General features: G+C 27.9%; 16 protein-coding genes. 14 read left to right on the top strand and 2 right to left on the bottom strand.

The window, feature by feature from the left end; translation table 11 throughout:
* Positions 1-50: 50 nt before the first annotated feature.
* The gene (locus B8978_RS11905; protein ID WP_278326941.1) at positions 51-2,057 is read right to left on the bottom strand and encodes a PAS domain-containing hybrid sensor histidine kinase/response regulator; all 2,007 of its coding nucleotides are present in this window, start codon (positions 2,055-2,057) and stop codon (positions 51-53) included.
* The gene (locus B8978_RS11900) at positions 2,050-3,753 is read right to left on the bottom strand and encodes a sensor domain-containing protein (protein WP_084116260.1); all 1,704 of its coding nucleotides are present in this window, start codon (positions 3,751-3,753) and stop codon (positions 2,050-2,052) included. Before B8978_RS11900 ends, B8978_RS11905 begins: the two co-directional genes overlap by 8 nt.
* Before the next feature lie 369 nt (positions 3,754-4,122).
* Between B8978_RS11900 and B8978_RS11895 the strand changes: the two genes are divergently transcribed.
* The 14 genes from B8978_RS11895 to B8978_RS11830 all read left to right on the top strand — a co-directional run bounded on the left by B8978_RS11895 (position 4,123) and on the right by B8978_RS11830 (position 22,583).
* On the top strand, positions 4,123-5,856 hold the full coding sequence (locus tag B8978_RS11895) for a sigma 54-interacting transcriptional regulator (RefSeq protein ID WP_084116259.1): 1,734 nt from the start codon (positions 4,123-4,125) through the stop codon (positions 5,854-5,856).
* A gap of 699 nt (positions 5,857-6,555) precedes the next feature.
* Positions 6,556-7,704 (top strand): alanine racemase, encoded by a 1,149-nt coding sequence (locus tag B8978_RS11890; protein ID WP_176212691.1) that lies wholly within the window; start codon positions 6,556-6,558, stop codon positions 7,702-7,704.
* 193 nt (positions 7,705-7,897) lie between these two features.
* Positions 7,898-9,163: a radical SAM/SPASM domain-containing protein gene (locus B8978_RS11885; RefSeq protein WP_176212690.1), complete on the top strand. Its 1,266-nt coding sequence runs from the start codon at positions 7,898-7,900 to the stop codon at positions 9,161-9,163.
* A complete protein-coding gene (locus tag B8978_RS11880) occupies positions 9,114-10,397 on the top strand; it encodes an MFS transporter (protein ID WP_084116256.1) in 1,284 nt (427 codons plus the stop codon). The genes B8978_RS11885 and B8978_RS11880 overlap by 50 nt, the downstream gene beginning before the upstream one ends.
* Before the next feature lie 195 nt (positions 10,398-10,592).
* Positions 10,593-11,480: a CehA/McbA family metallohydrolase domain-containing protein gene (locus B8978_RS11875; RefSeq protein ID WP_084116255.1), complete on the top strand. Its 888-nt coding sequence runs from the start codon at positions 10,593-10,595 to the stop codon at positions 11,478-11,480.
* Entirely contained in the window at positions 11,477-13,003 is a 1,527-nt protein-coding gene (locus B8978_RS11870) for a sensor histidine kinase (RefSeq protein WP_084116254.1), read from the top strand. Before B8978_RS11875 ends, B8978_RS11870 begins: the two co-directional genes overlap by 4 nt.
* 136 nt (positions 13,004-13,139) lie before the next feature.
* On the top strand, positions 13,140-14,216 hold the full coding sequence (locus B8978_RS11865) for an FAD:protein FMN transferase (protein ID WP_176212688.1): 1,077 nt from the start codon (positions 13,140-13,142) through the stop codon (positions 14,214-14,216).
* Positions 14,182-15,756 carry an FMN-binding protein gene (locus tag B8978_RS11860; RefSeq protein ID WP_084116253.1) on the top strand — a complete coding sequence of 525 codons (1,575 nt, stop codon included), beginning with the start codon at positions 14,182-14,184 and terminating at the stop codon, positions 15,754-15,756. Before B8978_RS11865 ends, B8978_RS11860 begins: the two co-directional genes overlap by 35 nt.
* Positions 15,757-15,911: 155 nt before the next feature.
* Positions 15,912-16,844, top strand: a complete 933-nt coding sequence (locus B8978_RS11855; RefSeq protein WP_084116252.1) for an ABC transporter ATP-binding protein — start codon at positions 15,912-15,914, stop codon at positions 16,842-16,844.
* Positions 16,845-16,856: 12 nt separating this feature from the next.
* Positions 16,857-17,942, top strand: coding sequence for an ABC transporter permease (locus B8978_RS11850; RefSeq protein ID WP_084116251.1), 1,086 nt, complete (start codon positions 16,857-16,859; stop codon positions 17,940-17,942).
* The gene (locus tag B8978_RS11845; RefSeq protein WP_084116250.1) at positions 17,939-19,048 is read left to right on the top strand and encodes an ABC transporter permease; all 1,110 of its coding nucleotides are present in this window, start codon (positions 17,939-17,941) and stop codon (positions 19,046-19,048) included. The genes B8978_RS11850 and B8978_RS11845 overlap by 4 nt, the downstream gene beginning before the upstream one ends.
* 9 nt (positions 19,049-19,057) lie before the next feature.
* The gene (locus B8978_RS11840; RefSeq protein ID WP_084116249.1) at positions 19,058-20,161 is read left to right on the top strand and encodes a sensor histidine kinase; all 1,104 of its coding nucleotides are present in this window, start codon (positions 19,058-19,060) and stop codon (positions 20,159-20,161) included.
* Positions 20,142-20,765, top strand: coding sequence for a response regulator (locus tag B8978_RS11835; protein WP_084116248.1), 624 nt, complete (start codon positions 20,142-20,144; stop codon positions 20,763-20,765). The genes B8978_RS11840 and B8978_RS11835 overlap by 20 nt, the downstream gene beginning before the upstream one ends.
* 18 nt (positions 20,766-20,783) lie before the next feature.
* Complete coding sequence (locus B8978_RS11830) at positions 20,784-22,583, top strand: sensor domain-containing diguanylate cyclase (protein WP_084116247.1); 1,800 nt, start codon at positions 20,784-20,786, stop codon at positions 22,581-22,583.
* Positions 22,584-23,389 lie beyond the last annotated feature (806 nt).

Below are 23,389 nucleotides of genomic sequence, written 5' to 3'. Positions count from 1 at the left end.
TAAAGATTTTTACTATGCTACGTGAGCAAGAAAACTAAATCTTGCAAGTGTTACAAGTATTTAGACAATAGTTCTTTAAGTTTATCAAATTCAAAAGGCTTACCGATATAATCGGTCATGCCATTTTCTAGAAATAATTCTCTATCACCAACCATAGAGTATGCCGTCATTGCTACTATTGGTATATTTTCATTACTAGAATTATTACGTATTATTTTTGTTGTATCATATCCATTTAATATAGGCATTTGTACATCCATAAGTATTAATTTAACATCGTTATTTTTAAGCAAATTTATTGCATCCATACCGTTACCAGCAGTGATAAAGTTGTAACCTAATTTTTTTATCATACTTGATACTATTTTCATGTTTATTTCATTATCTTCAACTACTAATATTGTATTTTTAAAATTATCAGGGGATATGACATCTGCGGCCACTAAAGAATTTGCACTTGTTATATCGGAGGTGTCTATATCAAGTTCTATTGAAAAATAAAAAGTGCTTCCTTCTCCAGACTTACTTTCAAACCAAATGTCTCCATCCATCATTTTAGCAAGCTCTTTTGAAATTGCAAGGCCAAGCCCTGTACCTTGATAAGTTTTTGTATATGATGAATCTTGCTGTACAAACTTTTTAAAAATTTGATTCTTAAAAGTGTCTTTAATTCCGATGCCGGAATCTTCCACGGAAAATTTAATACCAATCTTGTTACCAATTTGTGAAGTTTTGGATGCATTAAAAGAAATGTATCCATTTTGTGTGAATTTAATGGCATTACTAATTAAATTAGTTAAAATTTGATTTAATTTAAGAGAATCACCTAATAAGTTAAACTGTAATGATGAATCTACATTATATTTAAATAATAATCCATTTTTTGAACATGCAAGAGATAATTCCTTTATTATTCTGTCTATAATAACTTTTAAGTCAAAAGGTTTCGTGACAACTTCATATTTTCCAGCCTCTATTTTGGATATATCTAAAATGCTATTAATTGTATGAAGTAAAATGTTTGAAGAAGATTTTAGCATGGTTATGTATTCTAATTGCTCGTTTGTAAGATTTGTCAAATTTAGTAAATCTATAGTCCCAATTATGCCATTTAAGGGGGTTCTAATTTCATGACTCATATTGGCAAGAAATTGAGTTTTAGCAATATTAGCTTTATCAGCAGCAGCTTTTGATTCTTCTAATTGCTCATAATTTGTACGAAGTTCTTCCTCTGTAGCAATTAATTCTTCATATACAGCAGAAAGTTCATCATATTTTTCTCTCAATTCTTTTCCTTTTTTAATTGTTTCGGTTATATCTCTTGCTATAGTAGACGCACCACATATGTTACCATAAATGTCACGAATAGGAGAAACACTTATAGAAACAAAGACTTCTTTACCATCTTTACGTAATCTTGTTGTTTCATAGTGGTCAATTTTTTCACCTAGCTTTATTTTATCTAGAATTACATTTAATTCATCACTGTTTTTGGGGGGTATTAAAACTGAAAGGCTTTTTCCAATAATCTCTTCTTTTGTATAACCATATAAAATTTTAGCGCCATTATTCCAACTAGTTAATATGCCATTAAGATTTTTACTAATAATAGCATCATCAGAATATTCTACAATTGACGCAAGAATTCTAAGTTCACTTTCACTGATTAATCTTTTAGAAATATCACGTATTACGCTAAAAATGATTTTTTCGGAGTTTATAGTAAGGGCAACTGATTTAACTTCAACCGGAAAGTTTGAACCGTCTTTTCGTACATGGAAAGTATGAAATTCTACCCCTTCTTTTGAGTTTGCAGCTAACTGAAATTGTTTTTTAAAAGTTAGACTTTCGGTTTTTATTCTAATGTGTGATATGTTCTTCTGCAACAATTCAGATTTACTATATCCATAACTTTTTAATGCAGCAAGATTTCCATCTATAAGATTCCCATTAATATCAAATAATAAAATTATGTCTTTAGAATTTTCAAACATATTTTTATAGATTTCAAGTTTATCTGTTATTAATGGATTCTTTTTACTAGGTAAATTACCCAAAATATTCACTCCAATCTTTGCTTTTATTAAGCATTTTCATAAATTCACTCTGAGGAAGAGGTTTACTAAAATAATATCCTTGAATTATATTGCAACCTAAATCTCTAAGAAGATCTATTTGTTCTTTTGTTTCTACACCTTCAGTAACAATTTTATAATTTAAAGCGTTAGATAAAAAAACAATACTTTTTATGACTGCCTTGTTTTTATCGTCTTTTATATTATCAATAAAAGATTTATCTATTTTCAAAGTATTAACTGGTAAGTTGGTCAAATAATTTAAAGAGGAATAACCTGTCCCAAAATCATCAATTGCTATGTGAATGCCACTTTTAATGATATCATTTAATGTCTCGATCTTGTCATCGTATATTTCAATTAAAGTACCTTCTGTAATTTCGATTTCAAGTAAATTAGGGGAAACTTTGTATTTAGTACAAGCATTAATTAAATCCTCTTTAAAATTAGTTTCTTTAATTTGAATTGGGGATATATTAATAGACACAGTTCCAAAACTAAACTTTTGTTGTTGCCAAATACATACATCAGATAAAACCTTATTTAAAATCCAATCACCTAATTTCACAATGAAGCCATTTTTCTCTGCAATTGGTATAAATTCACTTGGAGCGATATTTCCAAGCTTGGCACTTTTCCATCTTATTAATGCTTCAACACCAGTAATTTTATTGTTATTAGAATTAATTTGAGGCTGATAAAAGATGGAAAATTCTTTATTTGTTATTGAATTTTTAAGTTCGTTTTCTATCTGAGATTGCCTTAAATAGAAATCAGAAATATCTTTTCTAAAAAATGTATACTTATTTTTACCTCTTAATTTTGATTGAAACATTGCAAAATCTGCAAAATTTACTAGCTCACTTGGAGAAGAACTATCGGATGGAAATGTAGCTATACCAATGCTAGCTGTAACATAAATCCACTTGTCAAGTATTTCAAATGGACTTACTAAGTAATGTTGCATAATATTGCATATGTTTTGTATCTCATCCAGAGTTTTAAAATCATAAATTAAAAGTACAAATTCATCTCCTCCGATTCTTGCAACCTTTCCATGTTCACTGAATAGAGAAGTGATTAATTGAGCAAAAACTTTTAAAAGATGGTCACCGTAATTATGACCATTAGTGTCATTTATGAATTTAAAATTATCTAAATCTATAAATAGTAAAGCTAATTTTTTGTTTTCAATTTTAGCATGTATTAATGAATTATTAAGCATGGAAAAGAAAAAAGTTCTATTGGGAAGGCCGGTAAGACTGTCATAATTAGATACATATGAAATCTCACTTTGGAGTTTTTTTATTTCAGTTATGTCAGAAATTGATCCTGATATAAGAGTACTGTTTGAATTAGAATCATTGAACATTTTACCTTTAATCAGAATCCATTTAATTTCAGCATTTTTTGTTTTTATTCTAAAAGAACTTTGATAAAAATGTGAACGACTACAAATGTAGTTATCAAAATCTACTAATGCGGGTATCTTATCCTTTTCCAAAGATAATTTTTCAATAAAATTTTGTATACTGGTAAAATTATCTGGTGTGTATCCTGTTATTTTTAATATTCTATCATCAAGAAAAAATTCATTACTAGTAACGTTAATTTCCCAAATTACATCATTAACACTTTCTAAAGCACGGTCATAGGTTTTAAAGTCATATTTATACATAATATAACACCTACCTTCTATAATTAGCAATATGCTAGAAATAACAACATGATAGTTTACACAAAAATACATTATCTATTAATAAAATTATTACATAACAATCCAATTTTTTCAATATGCTTTAAAGATTTTATTAAAATAATAACAAAACCTGTAAAAGCTTCATATTGGTAATAAAATTTATCTGTTTGTAAAAATACATTTTGATTAAATACAAATATTACAAAAACACAAAAAATAACTATTAAAATCAGTTTAATTATAAAAATAATCAAAAAAATTAACAATTTATCAAAAATATAATTGACATTTTGATATAATAATAATATACTCATAAACAATTAAAGGTGTTTTCTTAGAGGTGAATTTATGAGTACGTTATTAAAAAAGGTGCAAAAAAAATTGACTAGATATGCTAACGTGTTATCTGAAGCATTAGAGGTTAATGTAAAGATTTTGGATTGTAAGTTTAATATTATAGCTGGAAGTAAAGCATATAAAGTTAGCATTGACCAAAATGTAGAAGATGAGAATAACATATATAGAAAAGTAATAGCTTCAAAGCAACTTGAAATTGTAAATGAGCCTAAAAAAGATGACATATGTATTAATTGTCCTAAGCATGATGCATGTGTAAATAAGTTTGAAGTGTGTTCCCCCATAATACTAAATGATGAAATAATTGGTATGATTGTACTTATATGTGTAAGTGAAAAGCAGGAAGAGAAAATGCTTGCAAACTTAAAAAGTTATACTTCTCTATTAAAATATGTATCTGATAATATCAAAGAAATGGTTTCTGAAAGTATGGAGCAAGAAAAAAACACAGAACTTGTAAGTTTATTCAGTATAATAACAGAAGAAATAGACAAGGCGGTAGTTATACTTGATAAAAATTTTTGTATATCTTATTCAAATAAAAAAGCAAATGATATATTTGAAATTTATGATACATGTAGTTATAAAATGAACATAGATCACACAGGTAACTATTTAATGGAATTTAAAGAGTATAGCGTTATAGTAAATGGTAAAAAATACTTATTAGTTGGAAATATAAGCGATATAGATTTTGAAGAAAAATATAAATATATGTTTATGTTTAATGACAGTTCTGTTATAAAAAATAATATTAACAGGATTATGGACATTAATAAGGACGTTGCATTTGATAGTATACTAGGGACTTCTAAAGAAATAATTACTATAAAAAAGAATATATTAAATATCGCAGATTCAACTTCTTCTGTATTAATTAGTGGTGAGGTTGGATCAGGAAAAGAAACGCTTGCAAGAGCTATTCATAAAGAAAGTTATAGAAGAAATAAACCTTTCATAATAGTTGACTGTAAAGAATTAAATGTAGAATTTTTAGAGGAAGAACTGTTCGGAAAAAGTAATGAAGTAGAACATGAAAAAGGAAAATTAGAACTAGCAAATGGCGGGACAATATTTTTTAATAAAATTGATGAAATGCCTCTGCATCTTCAAGAAAAATTATTAAGGGTAATTGAAGATAAAGAAATAGCTGCTAATGTAGAAAATAGCGCAATTCAAACCGATATAAGATTTATTTTTGGTACAAATAACAATATAGAACATCTGATTAAAAGTGGTTCATTTATTGAAGAATTATATTACACCATTAACGTTATACCAATAAGAATAAACTCATTACGAGAAAGAGCTGAGGATATTAAAGTAATCACCTATAGTTTTGCAATGAGATTTTCTAAATTATTTAGTAAAAAGTTTATAGGCATAGATCAAGAAGCATGGGAATATTTGTTAAAATATGATTGGCCTGGCAATGTTGCAGAATTAAAAAATAATGTGGAATTTATGATTAACATAATGAATTCTGATGGGATTATTAATAAAGAGATAATTCCCAAAAAAATAATAGAGGAAGTTGAAAAAAATAAAAATAAAAATTATGCCCACACATTAAATTTAAAGCAAATTGAAAAACAAACTATAAAAAATGCACTTTCAATATATGGATTCAGTACAGAAGGTAAGAAGATGGCAGCAACAAAACTAGGTATAGGTATTGCTACTCTTTATAGAAAAATTGATGAATATAAAATAATGAAGATATAAATTTTTGAGGCTGTCGTATTAGCATAAAAAAATGCTGACGTGGCAGCATTTTTTGTTGCGAATCTCGCCCACTGACAGTTACTGAAATCTTCATAGGTATACATTGTTTTTTCACTTAGATAACCATTCTTATTTTTTTCTTTACTTTTTCAAGATTTTTCAGAGCCACAGTGAAAAATGTTGATTTGTCTATGATTTCACACTTAATTGATTCAATAAAGCCATAATCGATATCATATAGAAAAGTAGATTTTTAATGTTCTAAAAACAGTTTCATAAACAAAAGTACCCAAAACAAACGAGTTTTATGGCAAATGTTAGCGATACTTCAACTAAAAAGAAATTTACCAATTCTACACAATAGTAATTTTGTTAAACTGAGCAGCCTAATATTTAACTGCTCAGTTTTTTAGTTATACTTTGCCCTTGCTTATACGGATGCTCACATTACCCCATTTGTGAACTAGACAAGTATTTTCAAGCTTTTGCCAGTGGAAAAGAGATAAGGAAACTAAAGATGAGGAGCTTTCTTTTGCTAAAAATAGTCAGAAAAAACGAAGAAATTATTATTTAAAGAATTGATATATGTATAAAAATTTATAACAAATTATACAAATAAACTGTTGCATACATGCTATTTTTATGGTAATATATACATATTATGAAATATATATATATTTATCACGAAAGGTAACAATTATGGATATTAATGATTTAAATTACATAAAGAACATAAATAACAAGTTATATATCAATAATACTTATTACAAAGATTTTATTAAAAATGACAATGGTCCAACCTTAATTATTAAAAGAAATAGAATAGCTGATAATTGCAACTTTTTAAAGAATATGTTGAAAAGAGCAACTAATAAAAAAGCAATTATATGTTATGCATTAAAGGTTGCTCCAAGTATCGAAATTCTGAAAATTATAAAAGAACATGACATAGGTGTAGAAGTATATTGTGAAAAGGAACTTGATATGGCTATTAAATTAGATATTACACCTATAGTTGTTGATGGCTTTTATAAACCCAAATCTTTTTTAGTTAATGCAATAGAGAATAATGTTTTATTGATTAATGCAGATAGTTTTAATGAGTTAAGTTTCATAGATGAAATATGTAAAAATAAAAATAAAATTCAAGAAGTAGGTATAAGAATAAAAATAGACAAGACTTCAAAAATGGGAATAGATTTGGACTCTTTTAACAATAATATTGAAAAAATTAAAAATTTAAGAAATATAAGATTAGTCGGTATACATACACATCCTGGATCTAATATAAGAAATGTTGACTTGCCAAAAGAACATTATTCAAAATTGGTACAAGCATACGATATTATTGAAAATAATGGATATAAGCTAAAGTACGTAGATATTGGTGGTGGTCTTCCTGAGAAAATAGTAGTAGAAGATTCGATTGAAGAAAGACTAAAGGATATCTTTGGAAAATTTAGAGATGATAAGGAAATAACTTTCATAGTTGAACCAGGAAGATTTCTAGTAAGTGATTCAGGAATTTTGTTTTCAAAAATTCATGATGTTAGAGATGACGAAAATATTGTAATACTTGATATAGCAGTAGCTCCATATTTTTTAACGACAAATAGTAATTTCAAATATATAATTCCAGATAACTTAGAATATAAAGAAACTAGAAAATGGAGAATATGCGGTATATGGCCTACTGATATTGATTTTATTCCATATGAAAAATTAAATAAAAAACTTCCTAGTAAATTTAATAAAGGTGATTATTTTTGTTTTTTAAATGCAGGAGCATATGTTATGGATAGAATTGAAGAATATACATTAGGGGATAGGGATATTAAATACATTTAATAATCTATTGTGTTTTATTGAAAGGAGGTGCTAATATGGAATTTTTAAACGTTGAAAGCCTTGCAACAGAATGTGCAGTTCAAGATGAAGTTGAATTTGGACCAGTAGTTTAATATAAGAAAATTAAGTGAAAGCAATTTCACTTAATTTTTTTATATTTCTAAATATTTAGATTATATCAATGGAGGATTTTATGTTTATTAAAAAGAAAAGTAATATATGTATAGTAAATGGTAATCATGCATTAGCAATATATGATTTTAATTTGAAAAAGTTATATAGAGTTGGCTTAGAGTGTAAAAATTTATTTGATAAATTAGATAAATTTTCTCAATTAGAATATGATAAATTAGATGATAAAACTAAAAACTTTGTAGATAAATGCATTAATTTGAATATAATAGATAAATGCACTCATCTACAAAAAGTAAGCGACACTAGCAATAGCGATATAAATAGTTTTATAGACAATGCTATAGATGTTAATTTCTGTTGGCTTGAGATAACATCAAAATGTAATCAAAAATGTTTACATTGCTTTATGGGAAACGAACTAAATACAAAAGAATTAAATGTAAATATAATTAAAAATGTTATTAATGACTTATCAAGTATAGGCGTTAAAACAATTGCTTTAACTGGAGGAGAAGCTACACTGCATCCTAATTTTAAAGAAATTATAAAAATGATAAGTAGCGTCAATATAAATATAGCTGTGCTTACTAATGGTCTTTTTCTTGATGATGAAACATTAAAAATTTTTAAGGATTACAATGTAGATGTAAGAATTCCTATTTTAGGCATAAATGAAAATCATGATTATATAACAGGAGTAAAAGGATCTTTCTATAAATGTACTAATAATATAAAAAAATTAAAAGAATATGGTGTTAATGTAATGATTACATCTACAGTTATGGAAATAAATAAAACAGAAATGAATGAAATAAAAACTATTGCTGATAATTTAGATATACATTTTGAAAATGGACCTATTTTCCCAATTGGTAATGCAAAGAAAAATTGGAGGAAACTAATACCTAAAAATTATCAAACGATTATTAATGGATGCCATTCGTCGGCACAAGATATAAATACTCAAAAAGAGAGCAAAAAAAATAAAAGTATTTATCTTCCTAACAAGATAAGTAAATATATTGACTGTGGCACTAAAAATATAGCAATAACATCTAGTGGAAATTATGTACCATGTCTTTTATTAAGAGATAACGAATTCAATATGGGATCAATTTTTGATAATTCTTTGAAATCATTAATTTCACAAAAAAATAATAAATTTAATGCAGTTCAGAAAAAAATGTCCATAAACAATACAAAACCATGTAATTCTTGTGAGACAAGACATGTTTGTAAAGGCGGGGGATGTAGAGCTGTAAGCTATTTATTTAATGGTAATATTGGAGAAAAAAATCCTTATTATCAAAACTGCTATTACTAAATTTTATAAAAAGGATTTAAAAATGAATAAATATATCAAATTACTAAAATCTAAGAATTATATTTACGTTTATGCTTCGCAAGTAATTTCAAATTTTGGAGATGCATTTACTATGTTGGCATTTCCATTGTTTGCATATTATTTATCTGGAACAATTTTATCTTCTGGAATAATATTAATGTGTGAAACAATACCTTGGATTATTATTGGACCATTTGCTGGAATATTAGCTGATAAATATGATCAAAAGAGAATACTTTTAATTAGTGATTTATGTAGAGCAATTTTAACTTTTGCATTATTTATGACTGCCAATATTTATGTTGCATATATAATGGCATTTTTAATGGGCATATTTACAAGTTGTTTTACAGCGGCAAGGTCTTCTATTATACCTAATTTATTAGATAAAGATTTGTTAGAAAGTGGAGTAACGTTATCTAGTTTAAGTAGAAATATTATAAGCTTATTAGGACCATCAATTGGAACTATTATGTTAGCAATTTTTAGTAGCAAATTTTTATTTATTATTGATTCAATAACATATATTATATCTTTTATATTATTATTAAACTTAAATATCAACATGAAAAATGTGGATAAAACTCGTATCAAACATTATGAACACGCAAGCATTAAGACACAAATTTTCAATGGTTTCTTATTAGTAAAGAATAATTCAATTATTAAACCAATACTTGATTTAGATATAATAAAAACACTATTTGAAGCAATTATATCTGTACTTATAATAAGTCTGATAAAAAAATATTATAAATTAGACGACAGTTTTTATGCATTAATAATGACTTTTAACTCTATTGGTATTTTAATAGGAATATTTATATGTTCAAAATTTAATATTAACAAATATAAATATAAATTAATTTTTGTTTCCACTATTATAATTTTTTTAGTTATATATATGCATTCTATTACATTAAATAAATATATATTTCTACTATTGTGGTTTTTATATGGATTTTGTTTGGGAATAAGAGAGTTAATTATGCAAGTTATATTCGCTAACAACATTAATGATAATGAAAGAGGTAGAGTATATAGTTTTTCAAATAGTATGATATCACTAGCTTATGTTATAGGTTATTTATCAGCAAACTACATATATATTGTACTTGGTATAAAAAATTCATTTGCATTTTGTTCAATAATGTTAGGAGTATTAAGTATCGGATATATATTAAAAAATAATTTTATGAGAGAGTTTAGTTAATATGGCTAATGATGAGAAATACAAAATCAATTGTGTGGAATTGGATAAAATAGCATGAATCTTTCATATATAAGGATTCACGCTATTTTTTTATGCTTACTAAGCTTATGCAAATATTTTAAAAAGATTTACAATTGAAAAATATATAGTAAAATTGTTAGTAAACAATAAGAATATGATTAGATGAGGTTTATTATGATAAAAAATAATTTTAATTTTCAAGGTATTTGGTTAAAGGGAAATCTTCATACACATACCAATAATAGTCCATGTGGGCACTACGATGTGGAAAAAGTAATTGATATGTACACATCACATAAGATGGAATATGACTTTTTGGCTATAACAGATCATTATATGCTTACAAGTTTAAAGGAAGTTGTTAATGATGATAAAATCATACTTTTCCAAGGAACAGAGTACAAAAAAAGTTCATTTCAGACATTAGGAATAAACGTTCATCATTATGATGATGATAAGGATAATATAGAAAATCACCAGCAGCTTTTAAATAGTGTTGTAGAACAAGGCGGATTTAATATAATTTGTCATCCACACGTATATAAGGATGATTATTGGCCTTTTGAAAAATTAAAGAATTTAAATAATTATATTGGAATAGAAATTTTTAATAACAATGTAAAACATGATAACAAAGGTAGGGCGCTTGCTACAGATTTATGGGATGAGCTTCTAAGCTGCGGGAAAAAAGTATATGGTTTTGCAAATGACGATATGCATGTTTTTTCAAGAGCTGGTGGGGCGTACAATATGGTGCTGGCTAAAGACAGAAGTAGAGAGGAAATTCTAAAAAACATTAAGAATGGTAGTTTTTATTGTTCTAGTGGAGTATTAATTGAAAAAATCCATATAAAAGATGATGTAATAACAGTTAGAGTACAAAATGTTCCAGTGAAATTTAAATTTATTGGCAAAGATGGTCAGGTATATTACAGTAGTACGGGTATAGAAAAATCTTATGAGGTTAAGGGAAGTGAAGGATATATTAGAGTTGAGTTAATTAGAGAAGATGGTGCAATGGCATGGATTCAGCCGATTTTTTTATCTGAGGTAGAAGGATGATAAAAGTAAAAAAACTTTTAAGAGCAAATAGTCTAAGATGGCAATTAGTAAAAAGGTTTCTTGTTATATTATTGTTATTATTAATAACAATGGAAATTTTCCAGTATTTCACAATGAAAAATTATCTATATTCAAGTAAAGAACAAATTTTAGATGCAAGATTTCATAACATTGACACAGATACTTTTAAGGGGATTAATTCATACCAAGGTTTACTCCAAAATTCGTCCAAATTAATAAATGCAGTCATTGATGAAAATGTGAATGCAGCCGTAATTGATATAAATGGAAATAGGATAGATGGAAGAACTCAAGTTAAAAATTTTTACGAAATAGAGGATAATAAAAAATCTATTAAAAAGTTAGAAAAGCCAATGCCTATTCCAGGATTATCAAAAGATGAGTACAAAAAGCTACTAAAAACAAAAGGTACTTTAGAAGGCTATAAACTATTTAAAGATAAAAATGGAGATTTGCAAATAATTGGCTTTAGGAAGATAGGAAATCTTAATTCGCCTGTAGGCTTATTGCAACTAAGCATGTCGGCGGCTCAAGTTGAAGATATATTGTACAATCAAAAAAATATATTTATAATCGCATCTCTACTAATACTTATAATAGGGGCTATAGTTGGAAGTAAGGTTTTTAAATATACTTTAAAACCACTTTATAATATGAAAGACAATGTAGAACATGTTGATGCCGCTAAATTAGACAGGTATCTGTCCACAGATAACGGACAAATTGAAATTGATAGCTTAGCAAACGCCTTTAATAATATGTTAGATAGAATAGACACATCTTTTAAAGAAGAACAGAGAATCAGAGAAAAAATGAGGCAGTTTGTTTCTGACGCGTCACATGAATTAAGAACTCCGCTTACTTCTATTCATGGTTTTGTTGAGGTTTTATTGAGAGGTGCAGCAAAGAATGAAGAACAATTGGATATGGCGTTAAATAGTATTTTAATAGAAAGTGAAAGGTTAACTAAATTAGTAAATGATTTATTACTTTTAAATAGACTAGATCAAAAGATGTCAAAAGAAATACAGTCAGAAAATATAAAAGACGTTATAGATGAGGTTATCCCACAAATAAAAATACTCCTAGGAGAGAGAAAGATAAAATTAGAGTTAGATGATAATGCATTTGTATATATTAACAAAAATCAAATAAAACAAGTAATTTTTAATCTTGTACAAAATGCAGTAAGACACACTGATGAGAAGCTTGGAGAAATTATAATTTCAGCTAAAAGTTCAAAAAATTACTCTAATAAATATGTGGTACTAAAAATAAAAGATAACGGTACGGGAATTTCAGAAGAAAATATTGAAAAAATCTTTGACAGGTTTTTTAGAAGTGAAAAACATAGATCTCGAAAATATGGGGGCTATGGACTTGGTCTTTCAATTGTTAAATCAATTATTGATGCGCATGATGGAAAAATTGAAGTTAAAAGTGAAGTTGGAGTTGGAACTACTTTTTATATATTTTTACCAAAAGAGGTTGCAGAAAGATGATTTTAATCATTTTTCTGCAACCTTTATTAAAATAAATTTTAATAATTTGTTTAAAGTTCTCTCAGCTAACTCTCAGCTAGTTCTAAACTTATATTAAGAAAACTAATTTATAATAAGTTTTGCAGAGGTGATTGATATGAACATTCTTTTGTTAGCGTTAGTTCTAATTTTAATAATTATGTTAACTGTTATATTTAGTTTTAGTAAAAATAAGAATCAGGAACTTAGTATTGGAATTTATGTATTAGGGACTTTAGTACAATTAAAAGCTTATGGTAAAAAAAGCAATATAGCCTTGCAACAGGCTGAAGAAAAGTTAAAGGAAATAGATGACAAGATGTCCGTATTTAAAGATGACAGTGAAATTTCAAATATAAATAGAAATGCAGGACAAGGAGGGCAAACGGTAAGTAGTGATACGTATTTTGTTATAAAAGAGGCAATTAAATATTGCAAGTTGTGTAAAGGAACTTTTGATATAACTATAAGACCAATAGTGGCTATTTGGGGAATTGGAAAAGATAAAGCAAGAATTCCAAATAAGTCTGAAATAGAACAGGCACTTAAGCTTGTAAATTATAATGACATTGTTTTAGAAGATGATATTAGGTGGATTGGATTAAAGCATAAACAGCAGCAGCTTGATGTAGGTGGCATAGCAAAAGGATATGCAGCAGATGAAGTTAAAAATATATTTGTCAAAAACAATATAAAAAGTGCCATGATAAATCTTGGAGGAAACATATTTGTACTAGGAAAGAAAAAAGATGGATCTAATTGGAAGGTTGGAATACAAAATCCATTAGGAGCTAGAGAAGAATTTATTGGCACTATAGAACTAAGTAATAAGTCAGTAGTAACTTCAGGAGGCTACGAAAGATATTCTGTTTTAGGTGGAAAGAAACTTCAACATATTATCGATCCAAGAAATGGATATCCATCTGAAAGTGATGTCATAAGTGTAACTATAATATCAGACTTATCGATTGAAGGGGATGGACTTTCAACTGGAATGTATATACTTGGTGTTAAAGAAGGAATGAAAGTATTAAAGGAACTTAAAGGAGTAGAGGCAATTTTTATAACATCCAATAAGGAAGTATATATTACAGATGGAATTAGAGATAAATTCAAGGTGTGTAACGAAGAATTTAAATTGAATGGGAGTGAAATTAACTATGAAGAAGAAGATAAAAAAGATACAAATATTTAGAATTGTAGTGCAATTGGGATTTTTATATTTGTTACCAGGACTTTTTACCCTAACTTTTAGTCAAATAAAAAATATATACCTCATGATTATAAAAGGCAACTTTAATTTTCTACATGCCTATCCAAGCTTAATTGAGGTCTTAACTATTATACCGCTAACCATTATATTCGGAAGATTTTTCTGTGGCTGGATATGTGCGTTTGGAACATTTAATGATATTGTATATAAAATTTCAAAGAATATATTTAAAGTGAATTTTAAAATTGACAAGGATGTTGATGCTATATTAAAGTATGTGAAATATTTAATTTTATTTATGTTAATAATATTTGTATGGACTATGGGAAGTACAATATTTAAAACAGCTAATCCATGGGATGCTTTTGCACAAATAACAAACTTTCCACAAGTAGTATCAACTTATACTATTGGATTTATACTTTTAATTCTCATAGGAGTAGGAGCTGCATTTGTTGAAAGATTTTTTTGCAGATATTTATGTCCTTTAGGTGCTATATTTACTATTGTATCTAAGATAAGTATTTTTAAAATTAACAAACCAAATGACAAATGTGGGAAATGCAGAATATGTACAAATAATTGCTCTATGGGAATAGAACTTTACAAAGTTCAAGAACAGCGCGGTGGAGAATGTATAAATTGCTTGAACTGCATAGAAGTCTGTCCAAGAAGAAATACCAATGCTAATGTTTTAAATGAAAATGTAAATCCTGCGTTAGCAAGCTCTGTTGCCATAGTTGGATTTGGTGCAATATATGGACTTAATAATCTAGGTGGTAATGCAGTGACAAAATATTTTCCCAATACAGTTAGTGTTTCAGCTACAGCTTCAACAAAAGGCAATTATAAAGATGGTACCTATACAGGAACAGCAGATGGATTCAGACCAGGTATGCAGGTTTCGGTAACAATAAAGGGTGGCAAGATAACAGATGTGAAAATAGTACAAACAAATGATACACCTGGATATTATGACAAAGCCGCAAATTCCATTCCAAATGAAATAATTAGTTCTCAATCTACTGAGGTGGACACTGTTTCAGGAGCAACTTATAGTAGTAATGGAATAATAAATGCTGTAAAGAATGCATTAAAAGAGGCAACAGTAGGTTCAACAAGCAGTAGTAGTAAAGCCACAAATACACAAACTGAAACAAGCAATGAGGTGCAAGCACAAACACAGACAAATGCTGCAAGTACGCAGCAGCAAGCAGCTACTTCTAATGAAGGAAGTACTCAGCAAGGTGGAAAGTACAAGGATGGCACCTATACAGGAACAGCAGATGGATTTAGACCAGGCTTACAGGTGTCAGTAACAGTTAAGAGTGGTAAAATTTCAGATATTAAAATAGATCAAATAAATGATACACCGAATTTTTATCAAAGAGCAGTGGATACTGTACCAAACGAAATAATTACGGCTCAGTCTACCAGCGTGGATACAGTTTCAGGAGCAACCTATAGTAGTGAAGGGATAATAAATGCTGTAAGTGCAGCACTAAGCAAAGCAAAAATATAAATGATAAAGTTAAGCACCTCTAAAGTAATTTTAGGGGTGTTTTGTTTATCTAATAACATAAGAGATATACGCTTTCTTGTGACAATATGTAAAATCTGTTATTATAAATTTGTAAATAATTGTTTTAAAAATCCCAAGGCTGGGGAGGAAATATTATGATATTAGAAATTAAAAATTTAATAAAAAGGTATGGAGATTTTTTAGCAGTTGACAATGTAAGCTTGTCAATCAAAGAAGGAGAAATCTTAGGACTTTTAGGACCAAATGGAGCAGGTAAAACTACAATTATAAACTGCATAATTGGTTTAAATAAAATAGATTCTGGAAGTATAAAGGTATTTGGAGAGGATTTAAAAGAAAATGAAATAAACATAAAAAGACAGATAGGGATAGTAACACAAAATATATCGTTGTATAATGATTTAAATGCTTATGATAATGTTATGTATTTTGCTAGCATATACGGATTAAAGGGCAAGCTTATAAAAGAGTCAGTTGATGAGGTCTTAAATTATGTTGGTCTATTTGAGGAAAGAAAGAAGTTCCCTGATGAGTTTTCTGGTGGAATGCTTAGAAGACTTAATATTGCTTGCGGAATTGTACACCATCCTAGGCTTGTAATTATGGATGAGCCAACAGCAGGTATAGACCCACAATCTAGAAGCCGTATTTTAGATGGAGTAGAGAAGTTAGCTAAAGCTGGAACAACAATTGTTTATACCTCTCATTATATGGAGGAGATTGAAAGGATATGTACAGACATTGCAATAATAGATCAAGGCAGGATAATTGCACATGGAAATAAGGAAGAATTGAAGAACATAATTTCTGCAGAAGAAAAAGTTAGAATAAAAGTGTCAGCGCTAAATTATACAATTGTTGAAAAAATAAAGAGTATGTATGGGGTTAAGGAGTGTAATCTATATGAAAATGTCATTGATATAATTTCAACTAAAGGAAGTAAAAATTTAGGCAAAATAATAGATGTAATTGTACAAAGTGGAATTGAAATAATGGATATAGATATCCAAAAACCTACCATTGAAGATGTTTTTTTAACGCTAACAGGGAGAAACTTAAGGAATTAAGGAAGTGAATATATGAGATCAATTTATATAGTGTATTATACATTGAAAAGGCAATTAAAGAATAAAAATGAAGTGATAAGAGGTCTCATTTTTACGTTATTAATAATTTTAATATTAGGTTTGTCATTAAAAGAAGCGTTTACATCAGATCAATTTAATCAGCAGAATATAAGTGTTTACAGTAATAAAATTGAAGCATTTAATAGTTTTCAAAGTTATATTGCGTCTAAACCCCAATATAAACATATAATAAAACTCATAAAAGTAAATTCAAATAATGTTGGAATCCAAAATGTTAAAAGTGAAAAAAGTGATGTATATATTAAAATATTAGAACTTCCAAACAAAAGCATTGAGGTAGAAAAGGTAAGTGTATTACATAGTAATGATTTTGAAGATTCTTTTATAAAAAGTCTTATAAATAGTTATAGAAACTCACTTGGTGAGCATAATGGCGAAGTTAACGTAGTAAAGGGAAATCCACTTGATTTAGCTAGTAAACAACCCAATGCTATGGACTACTACTCTGTAACCATGATTATAATGATTATGTTTTATAACTGTGCATATGGTGCTAATATAGTAATTGAAGACAGAGATAAAAATAAAGTTTCAAGAATAATAAGCCTACCAATAAGTTATAGAAAGCATATAACGTGCAAGATTATTGGGGAAGTCATATTTGTATTTTTAGAAGCCATATTTTTAATAATGTGTACTAAATTTATTTACAAAGCAAATTGGGGCAATAAATTTGTAGATATATTTCTTGCCATGCTACTGTTCTCAATTTTTTGTATAACTTTTGGAACAGCACTTGCAAGTATTATAAAAAGTGAAGAACTAATATCATTTATAATGACAGCAGGTATAGCAATTTTAACCTTCATTGCTGGTGGGTACGTTCCTATTGAATATTTAGATAAAAACATAAATAATTTAAGTATATTATCTCCAAGTTATGCAATTCAAACCATAGTATTTAAAAAAATATATGGCTATAGCTATTCTGTGAGTGGTTTTTACTTAGAGCTTATCCTTCTCTCTATAATATTATTTATGATTACCATGGTTTTTGGAAAGGAGAAGGAGCAATGATTGTTTTTAAATATAACATGAAGAGAATATTGAATAAGAAAAAAGGCATTATATCTATGATGTTTATAACATTTATAATTTTAATACTATCTAGGTATCTAACCACTGATAGTTCAATTCCCAGAATTTCTGTTATTGATAATGATAAAACAAAAGTTACATATGAACTAATAAGAAAGCTTAGTGAAACATATGAACTGAAAAATGCAAATGGAAAAGACATTGCAGATGATTTAAGCGACTTAAGCACTGAAAAACTTCAGTATGTACTTGTTATTGATAAAGGCTTTACAAACAATATTATTAACGGTAAAACACCAAGTGTAAATAGTTACTACGACAAAAATAATACAATACATACAGTTATTGATGAAGATGTTAATAGCTATATTGGTGACTTGAAGAGTATGGCGGTAAAATCAAGTGAGTCTGAGTTTTATAATAATTTTAATAGGTATGAAAAGTCCAGCTATAAGGTGAATTATATTCAGTTTGAAAACAAAAATAAAAAATATGCAGCAATAGGGCTTCATTTTTTTGTAATGTTAATGCTTTTCTCCAGTATAAGCTTAGCCAATGGTTTAATTATAAGTAAACATGAAGCAAAGAGCTTTAGAACTTTTGCGGGACCAATCACGTTAAAAAACTACATGTTTCAAGGTATATTAAGTTTATTTGTTTTAACACTTTTTCAGGTTGTAGTAATTTTAGGGGTACTAACAATTATATACGGAACTGTAATGCTAAAATACACCCCATTGCTCTTTGTTGCATTTTCAGCATTTTCACTAACTTCTGTTTCTATAGGCGTATTTGTAAAATATTTGTATAATTATAGATCAAATGGACATACGTATATATCTACTTTAATAGTTATACCAATGTGTATGCTTGGAGGATGTTTTTGGGATAATAGCATGATGCCTACTGCCTTTAGGTATGCAGCTAACTTTGTGCCCAATACATGGATTATAACTGCAATAGATAACATATTGTTTTATAATGGAAGCTTAGCTTCAATAGGTATTGACATAATTGTTTTAATATTATTTAGTATTGTATTTTTTTTACTTGGAATTTTTACAAAACGAGATGTAGTAAAGTAGGGGTTTATCATGAAAAAAATAAATTATATTATTAAATTAATTTTCAGTATGTATGTTCTAATAAATCTGCCTATTCATTCAGTGCTTGACTATAAAATAGTAAGTGTGATACTTATAAATGCAGCTATCTTAACAATAAGAGAAAAACTAAATGATTCTATATACATTGTAGTAATGGAACTTATGATTGTTACTATGTCCGCTTATATGTATAGTTCAGCAGCCACTTTATATGTGATAGTTATATTTGATTTTGCATGTGAAAAGAGTTATTTGGGTGTTATTGTTACTGCTTTATTAACAATGCATTTTTCTAAAATAAATATTCAGGTTATGGTGATTTTCTGTATATTGTCGTTGGTAATTGCATTTCTTTTAAATGAAATTAACGATAAAAATGAATTCTATAGAAATCTAAATGATAGTGAACGTAGACTTAGATATGAACTAGAGGCTGCTAAAATAGAACTTGTGAATTCCTCTAAGGAAGCTGTACATATTGCAGAAATTAAAGAACGTAACAGGATAGCTAGGAATATACATGACAATGTAGGACACAGCATTGCGGGAATATTCATGCAGCTTCAAGTAGCTCTAAAACTATATGATAGAGACGATAAAAAAGCTAAAGAAATATTAAAAAATAGTATAACGGGACTTTCAGATTCGTTAAAATTACTAAGAGAAACAGTACACAACATAAAGCCAAAGGACAATTTGGGCATAGAATATATTAGTAATATAATTGATAACTTTAAATTTTGTAAGGTTCAATTTAAACATAATGGGGATATCAGTAGAATTTCTCCAAATCATATGGAGATAATTGCAACAAATATTAAAGAGGCACTGACCAACATAACAAAATATTCAAATGCCACGAAAACTGACATAAGTATAGAAGTTAATGAAAAATATATAAGATTATATATAAAAGATAATGGTGTTGGAAACAAAAAAATAAAAGAAGGTTTAGGACTTAGTGGAATGAGAGACAGGATTAGAAACGTTGGGGGAAGCATTTCGCTTTCTGGTGATGATGGATTTTTAATAGTTTGTATTATTCCAATTGATAGTACGGGAGGGAAAATTTTTGAAACTACTAATAGTTGATGATGATGCTCTAATAAGAGAAAGCCTTAGTATATTGCTTGGACTTGAAGATGATATTGAGGTTGTTGGTACAGCTTCAAATGGACAAGAAGCTTATGAACTTTGTATAACATCAAGACCAGACATTGTCCTTATGGATGTAAGAATGCCAATTATGGATGGGGTTCTTGGTACTAAAATTATAAAAGAGAGTTTTAATGAAATAAAAGTAGTTATATTAACTACCTTTAAAGATGATGAATATATAAAAGAAGCACTTAAAAATGGAGCGGAAGGATATATACTTAAAAATCAAACTTCAGATAGCATAATAGACAGTCTAAAAGCAGTTATTAAGGGTAATATGGTATTTGAAAAAAATGTAGCGGAAACTATATCCTCTTTCATGAGAGAGGACAATAAAAAATCACCTACAGATTACAATTTAACAGAGCGTGAAACTGATATTCTAAAACTAATAGGTGAAGGAATGTCAAATAAGGAAATATCCAAAGTATTGTATTTAGGAGAAGGAACAATAAGAAATTATATAACAAATCTTTTAGAAAAATTACAATTAAGAGATAGGACACAACTAGCAATATTTTATCTAAAGAATTTTTAACTATTTGGTGGTGTACGTATGAAATTCAGATTAAAAAAAAGCTTTACTACAGCGATTTTTTTCCAAATAACTGTTGTAATTATACTTACGGTTTTAGTATTAGGATATTTATGGATAAATAAAGAGTATGAAGTTTTTTCTGAGCAATCTGAAGAGATGAAAAATGAATACATAAATAATCAAAAAAGCCTAGTAAAAAGTCAAGTTAATGGAACAGTTGACTATATAAACTATATGAGAAAGCAGACAGAAGATAAGTTAAAAGCAAATATTAAAGAAAGAACTTATGAAGAATATTCTGTTGCTATGAATATATACAATAGCAACAAAAATACAAAAAGTGATGAAGAAATTAAGAAAATGATAAACGATGCACTTAGAAATGTGAGGTTTAATAATGGCAGAGGATATTACTTTATTGATAGCTTAAGTGGTTATGCTGTATTATATCCAACGAATCCTGATTTAGAAGGAAAAAATTTATTGGAACTCCAAGATCAAAAAGGAAATTACGCACTTAAAGATGAAATAAACTTAGTGAAAAAGCAAAATGAAGGTTTTATAACTGACTATTGGACAAACCCAGAGTACAATGATAACAAAGTATACCCTAAGATTACCTTTGTTAAGAAATTTGAACCGTATAATTGGTATCTAGGCACAGGTGAGTATATTAATGATGTGGAACAAGATGTAGAAAAAGAAACTTTAGCTAGAATAAGCACTATTAGATTTGGCAATAGTACCCAAGGATATGTTTTTGTACATAATTATAATGGATTAGAGCTATGTAATGGTATGTATCCTAGTTATGTAGGTAAAAACCTTTTAAAGCTTACGGATATAAAAGGAACCAAGGTTGTAGAAAAGCAAATTAATATTGCAAAAAACAATCCTGATGGAGGATTTTTAATACATTATTGGAAAGAACCAAATTCTAATGATGAATTTCAGAAGATGACATATGTAAGAGCAATACCAGAACTAAAATGGGTTGTTGGCTCAGGTATAGAAATGAAACAAATCGAAAAATTGATTGACAACAACAAAAAGGCAATGCAAGTAAAAATTTATAAAGAAATAACTAGTATATGTTTAATATTAGTTGGTGCATTAATTATTGCATTTAGTAGTACAAGATACTTAACAGACAAAAGCAGAAGAAACTTTGAATTATTTACTGATTTTTTGTATAACTCAACAAAGGGAAATGAAAAACTTGACGTAGATAAAATCCATTATTCAGAATTTAAAAGTTTGGTACGGGCTGCAAATGAGATGATTGAAGAGAGAAATTCTACTGCTATTAAAATTAGGGATAGAAATGTAGAACTTAGAAAAATGCTTATAACTGATGGGTTAACAAAACTCTATAATCATAAATACATTTATGAAAGATTAGAAATCCAAGTGAAAAAATCTCAGAAAATTAACGAAAAGTTTTGTGTAATTATGTTTGATATAGATTTTTTTAAAAAAATTAATGATACTTTTGGACACCAAGTTGGAGATGAGGTTTTAGAGAGGGTGTCAAAAATAATTAAGGATAATATAAAAGGAAAAGAAATTGCAGGTAGATATGGTGGGGAAGAATTTATACTTATACTTCCTAACGTAAATTTAAATGAAGGATATGAATTTGCTGAAAATATAAGAAAGCAGGTTATGATATCAAAATTTCATGAAGATGACTTGAAAGTTACCTTTAGTGGAGGAGTAGCAGAATATTCAGGTGAAACGGCATTAAAACTTGTAAAAAAAGCAGATGAAAAATTATATGAGGCTAAGAAAAACGGACGAAACAGAATAGAAAAATAAAGGATCGATTAACAAGGCTTCAGGAGGCAGAAGAAAAAGGAATAGCAAAAGGAATAAAAGAGGGTAAGAAATAGGCTTTATTTCAGGAGTAACGCGACTTTCGAAAGAACAAATATTAAAGCTTGATGGAAATTGATTTTTCCAACCGATATAATAAATTAAAGTGCCTCAATATATTGAAAATCAATGCTTTGAAGCACTTTTTATATGCTTTTTTCAAAAAATGAAAATCGGTTGGAAAAATTTTGAGGAAAGCCTTTCTTAAAGCGGTTTAAGAGAGTATAATGAAAACAAAGAATGGCTTGCTTTCAGTGTTGAACAATAACATAAGATGTACACATCTAGAGTTTGCGCGAGAGTGCATATGACTTCATGAACAAAATATTCAGATGTCAAAGAAATAATGTATTAAACCAATTATGAACATTAACATAAGATGTATGCATTTAGAGTTTGTGTGGGAGAACATATAACTTCATCAACAAAATAATTATTACTTTGAAGATTAGGTGTAAAAAGCGAATAATGGTGTGGATTTTTCCAACCGACATAATAAATTAAAGTGCTTCAATCTATTGTAGATCAATGATTTGAAGCACTTTTTATATGCTTTTTTGAAAAAATAAAAATCGGTTGGAAAAATTTTGAGGAAAGCCTTTATTAATGCGGTTTAGGAGAGTATAATGAAAATAAAGAATGGCTTGTTTTCAGTAGTTGAACAATAACATAAGATGTATTTAAATCTCTCCATTTGAATAGCAAATTGAGTAGCATTCCAGTTGAACAATAACATAAGATGTATTTAA

Source organism: Clostridium acidisoli DSM 12555 (assembly GCF_900176305.1).
Classification (GTDB): domain Bacteria; phylum Bacillota; class Clostridia; order Clostridiales; family Clostridiaceae; genus Clostridium_I; species Clostridium_I acidisoli.
Note: the sequence above shows the minus strand (reverse complement) of the source record. Positions and strands in the feature narration are given on the sequence as shown.

Bases quoted from the DNA above. Each gene is read 5' to 3' on its own strand.
- B8978_RS11900 (WP_084116260.1), bottom strand. From the start codon at position 3,753: ATGTATAAATATGACTTTAAAACCTATGACCGTGCTTTAGAAAGTGTT.
- B8978_RS11895 (WP_084116259.1), top strand. From the start codon at position 4,123: ATGAGTACGTTATTAAAAAAGGTGCAAAAAAAATTGACTAGATATGCT.
- B8978_RS11890 (WP_176212691.1), top strand. From the start codon at position 6,556: ATGGATATTAATGATTTAAATTACATAAAGAACATAAATAACAAGTTA.
- B8978_RS11885 (WP_176212690.1), top strand. From the start codon at position 7,898: ATGTTTATTAAAAAGAAAAGTAATATATGTATAGTAAATGGTAATCAT.
- B8978_RS11880 (WP_084116256.1), top strand. From the start codon at position 9,114: ATGGTAATATTGGAGAAAAAAATCCTTATTATCAAAACTGCTATTACT.
- B8978_RS11875 (WP_084116255.1), top strand. From the start codon at position 10,593: ATGATAAAAAATAATTTTAATTTTCAAGGTATTTGGTTAAAGGGAAAT.
- B8978_RS11870 (WP_084116254.1), top strand. From the start codon at position 11,477: ATGATAAAAGTAAAAAAACTTTTAAGAGCAAATAGTCTAAGATGGCAA.
- B8978_RS11865 (WP_176212688.1), top strand. From the start codon at position 13,140: ATGAACATTCTTTTGTTAGCGTTAGTTCTAATTTTAATAATTATGTTA.
- B8978_RS11860 (WP_084116253.1), top strand. From the start codon at position 14,182: ATGAAGAAGAAGATAAAAAAGATACAAATATTTAGAATTGTAGTGCAA.
- B8978_RS11855 (WP_084116252.1), top strand. From the start codon at position 15,912: ATGATATTAGAAATTAAAAATTTAATAAAAAGGTATGGAGATTTTTTA.
- B8978_RS11850 (WP_084116251.1), top strand. From the start codon at position 16,857: ATGAGATCAATTTATATAGTGTATTATACATTGAAAAGGCAATTAAAG.
- B8978_RS11845 (WP_084116250.1), top strand. From the start codon at position 17,939: ATGATTGTTTTTAAATATAACATGAAGAGAATATTGAATAAGAAAAAA.
- B8978_RS11840 (WP_084116249.1), top strand. From the start codon at position 19,058: ATGAAAAAAATAAATTATATTATTAAATTAATTTTCAGTATGTATGTT.
- B8978_RS11830 (WP_084116247.1), top strand. From the start codon at position 20,784: ATGAAATTCAGATTAAAAAAAAGCTTTACTACAGCGATTTTTTTCCAA.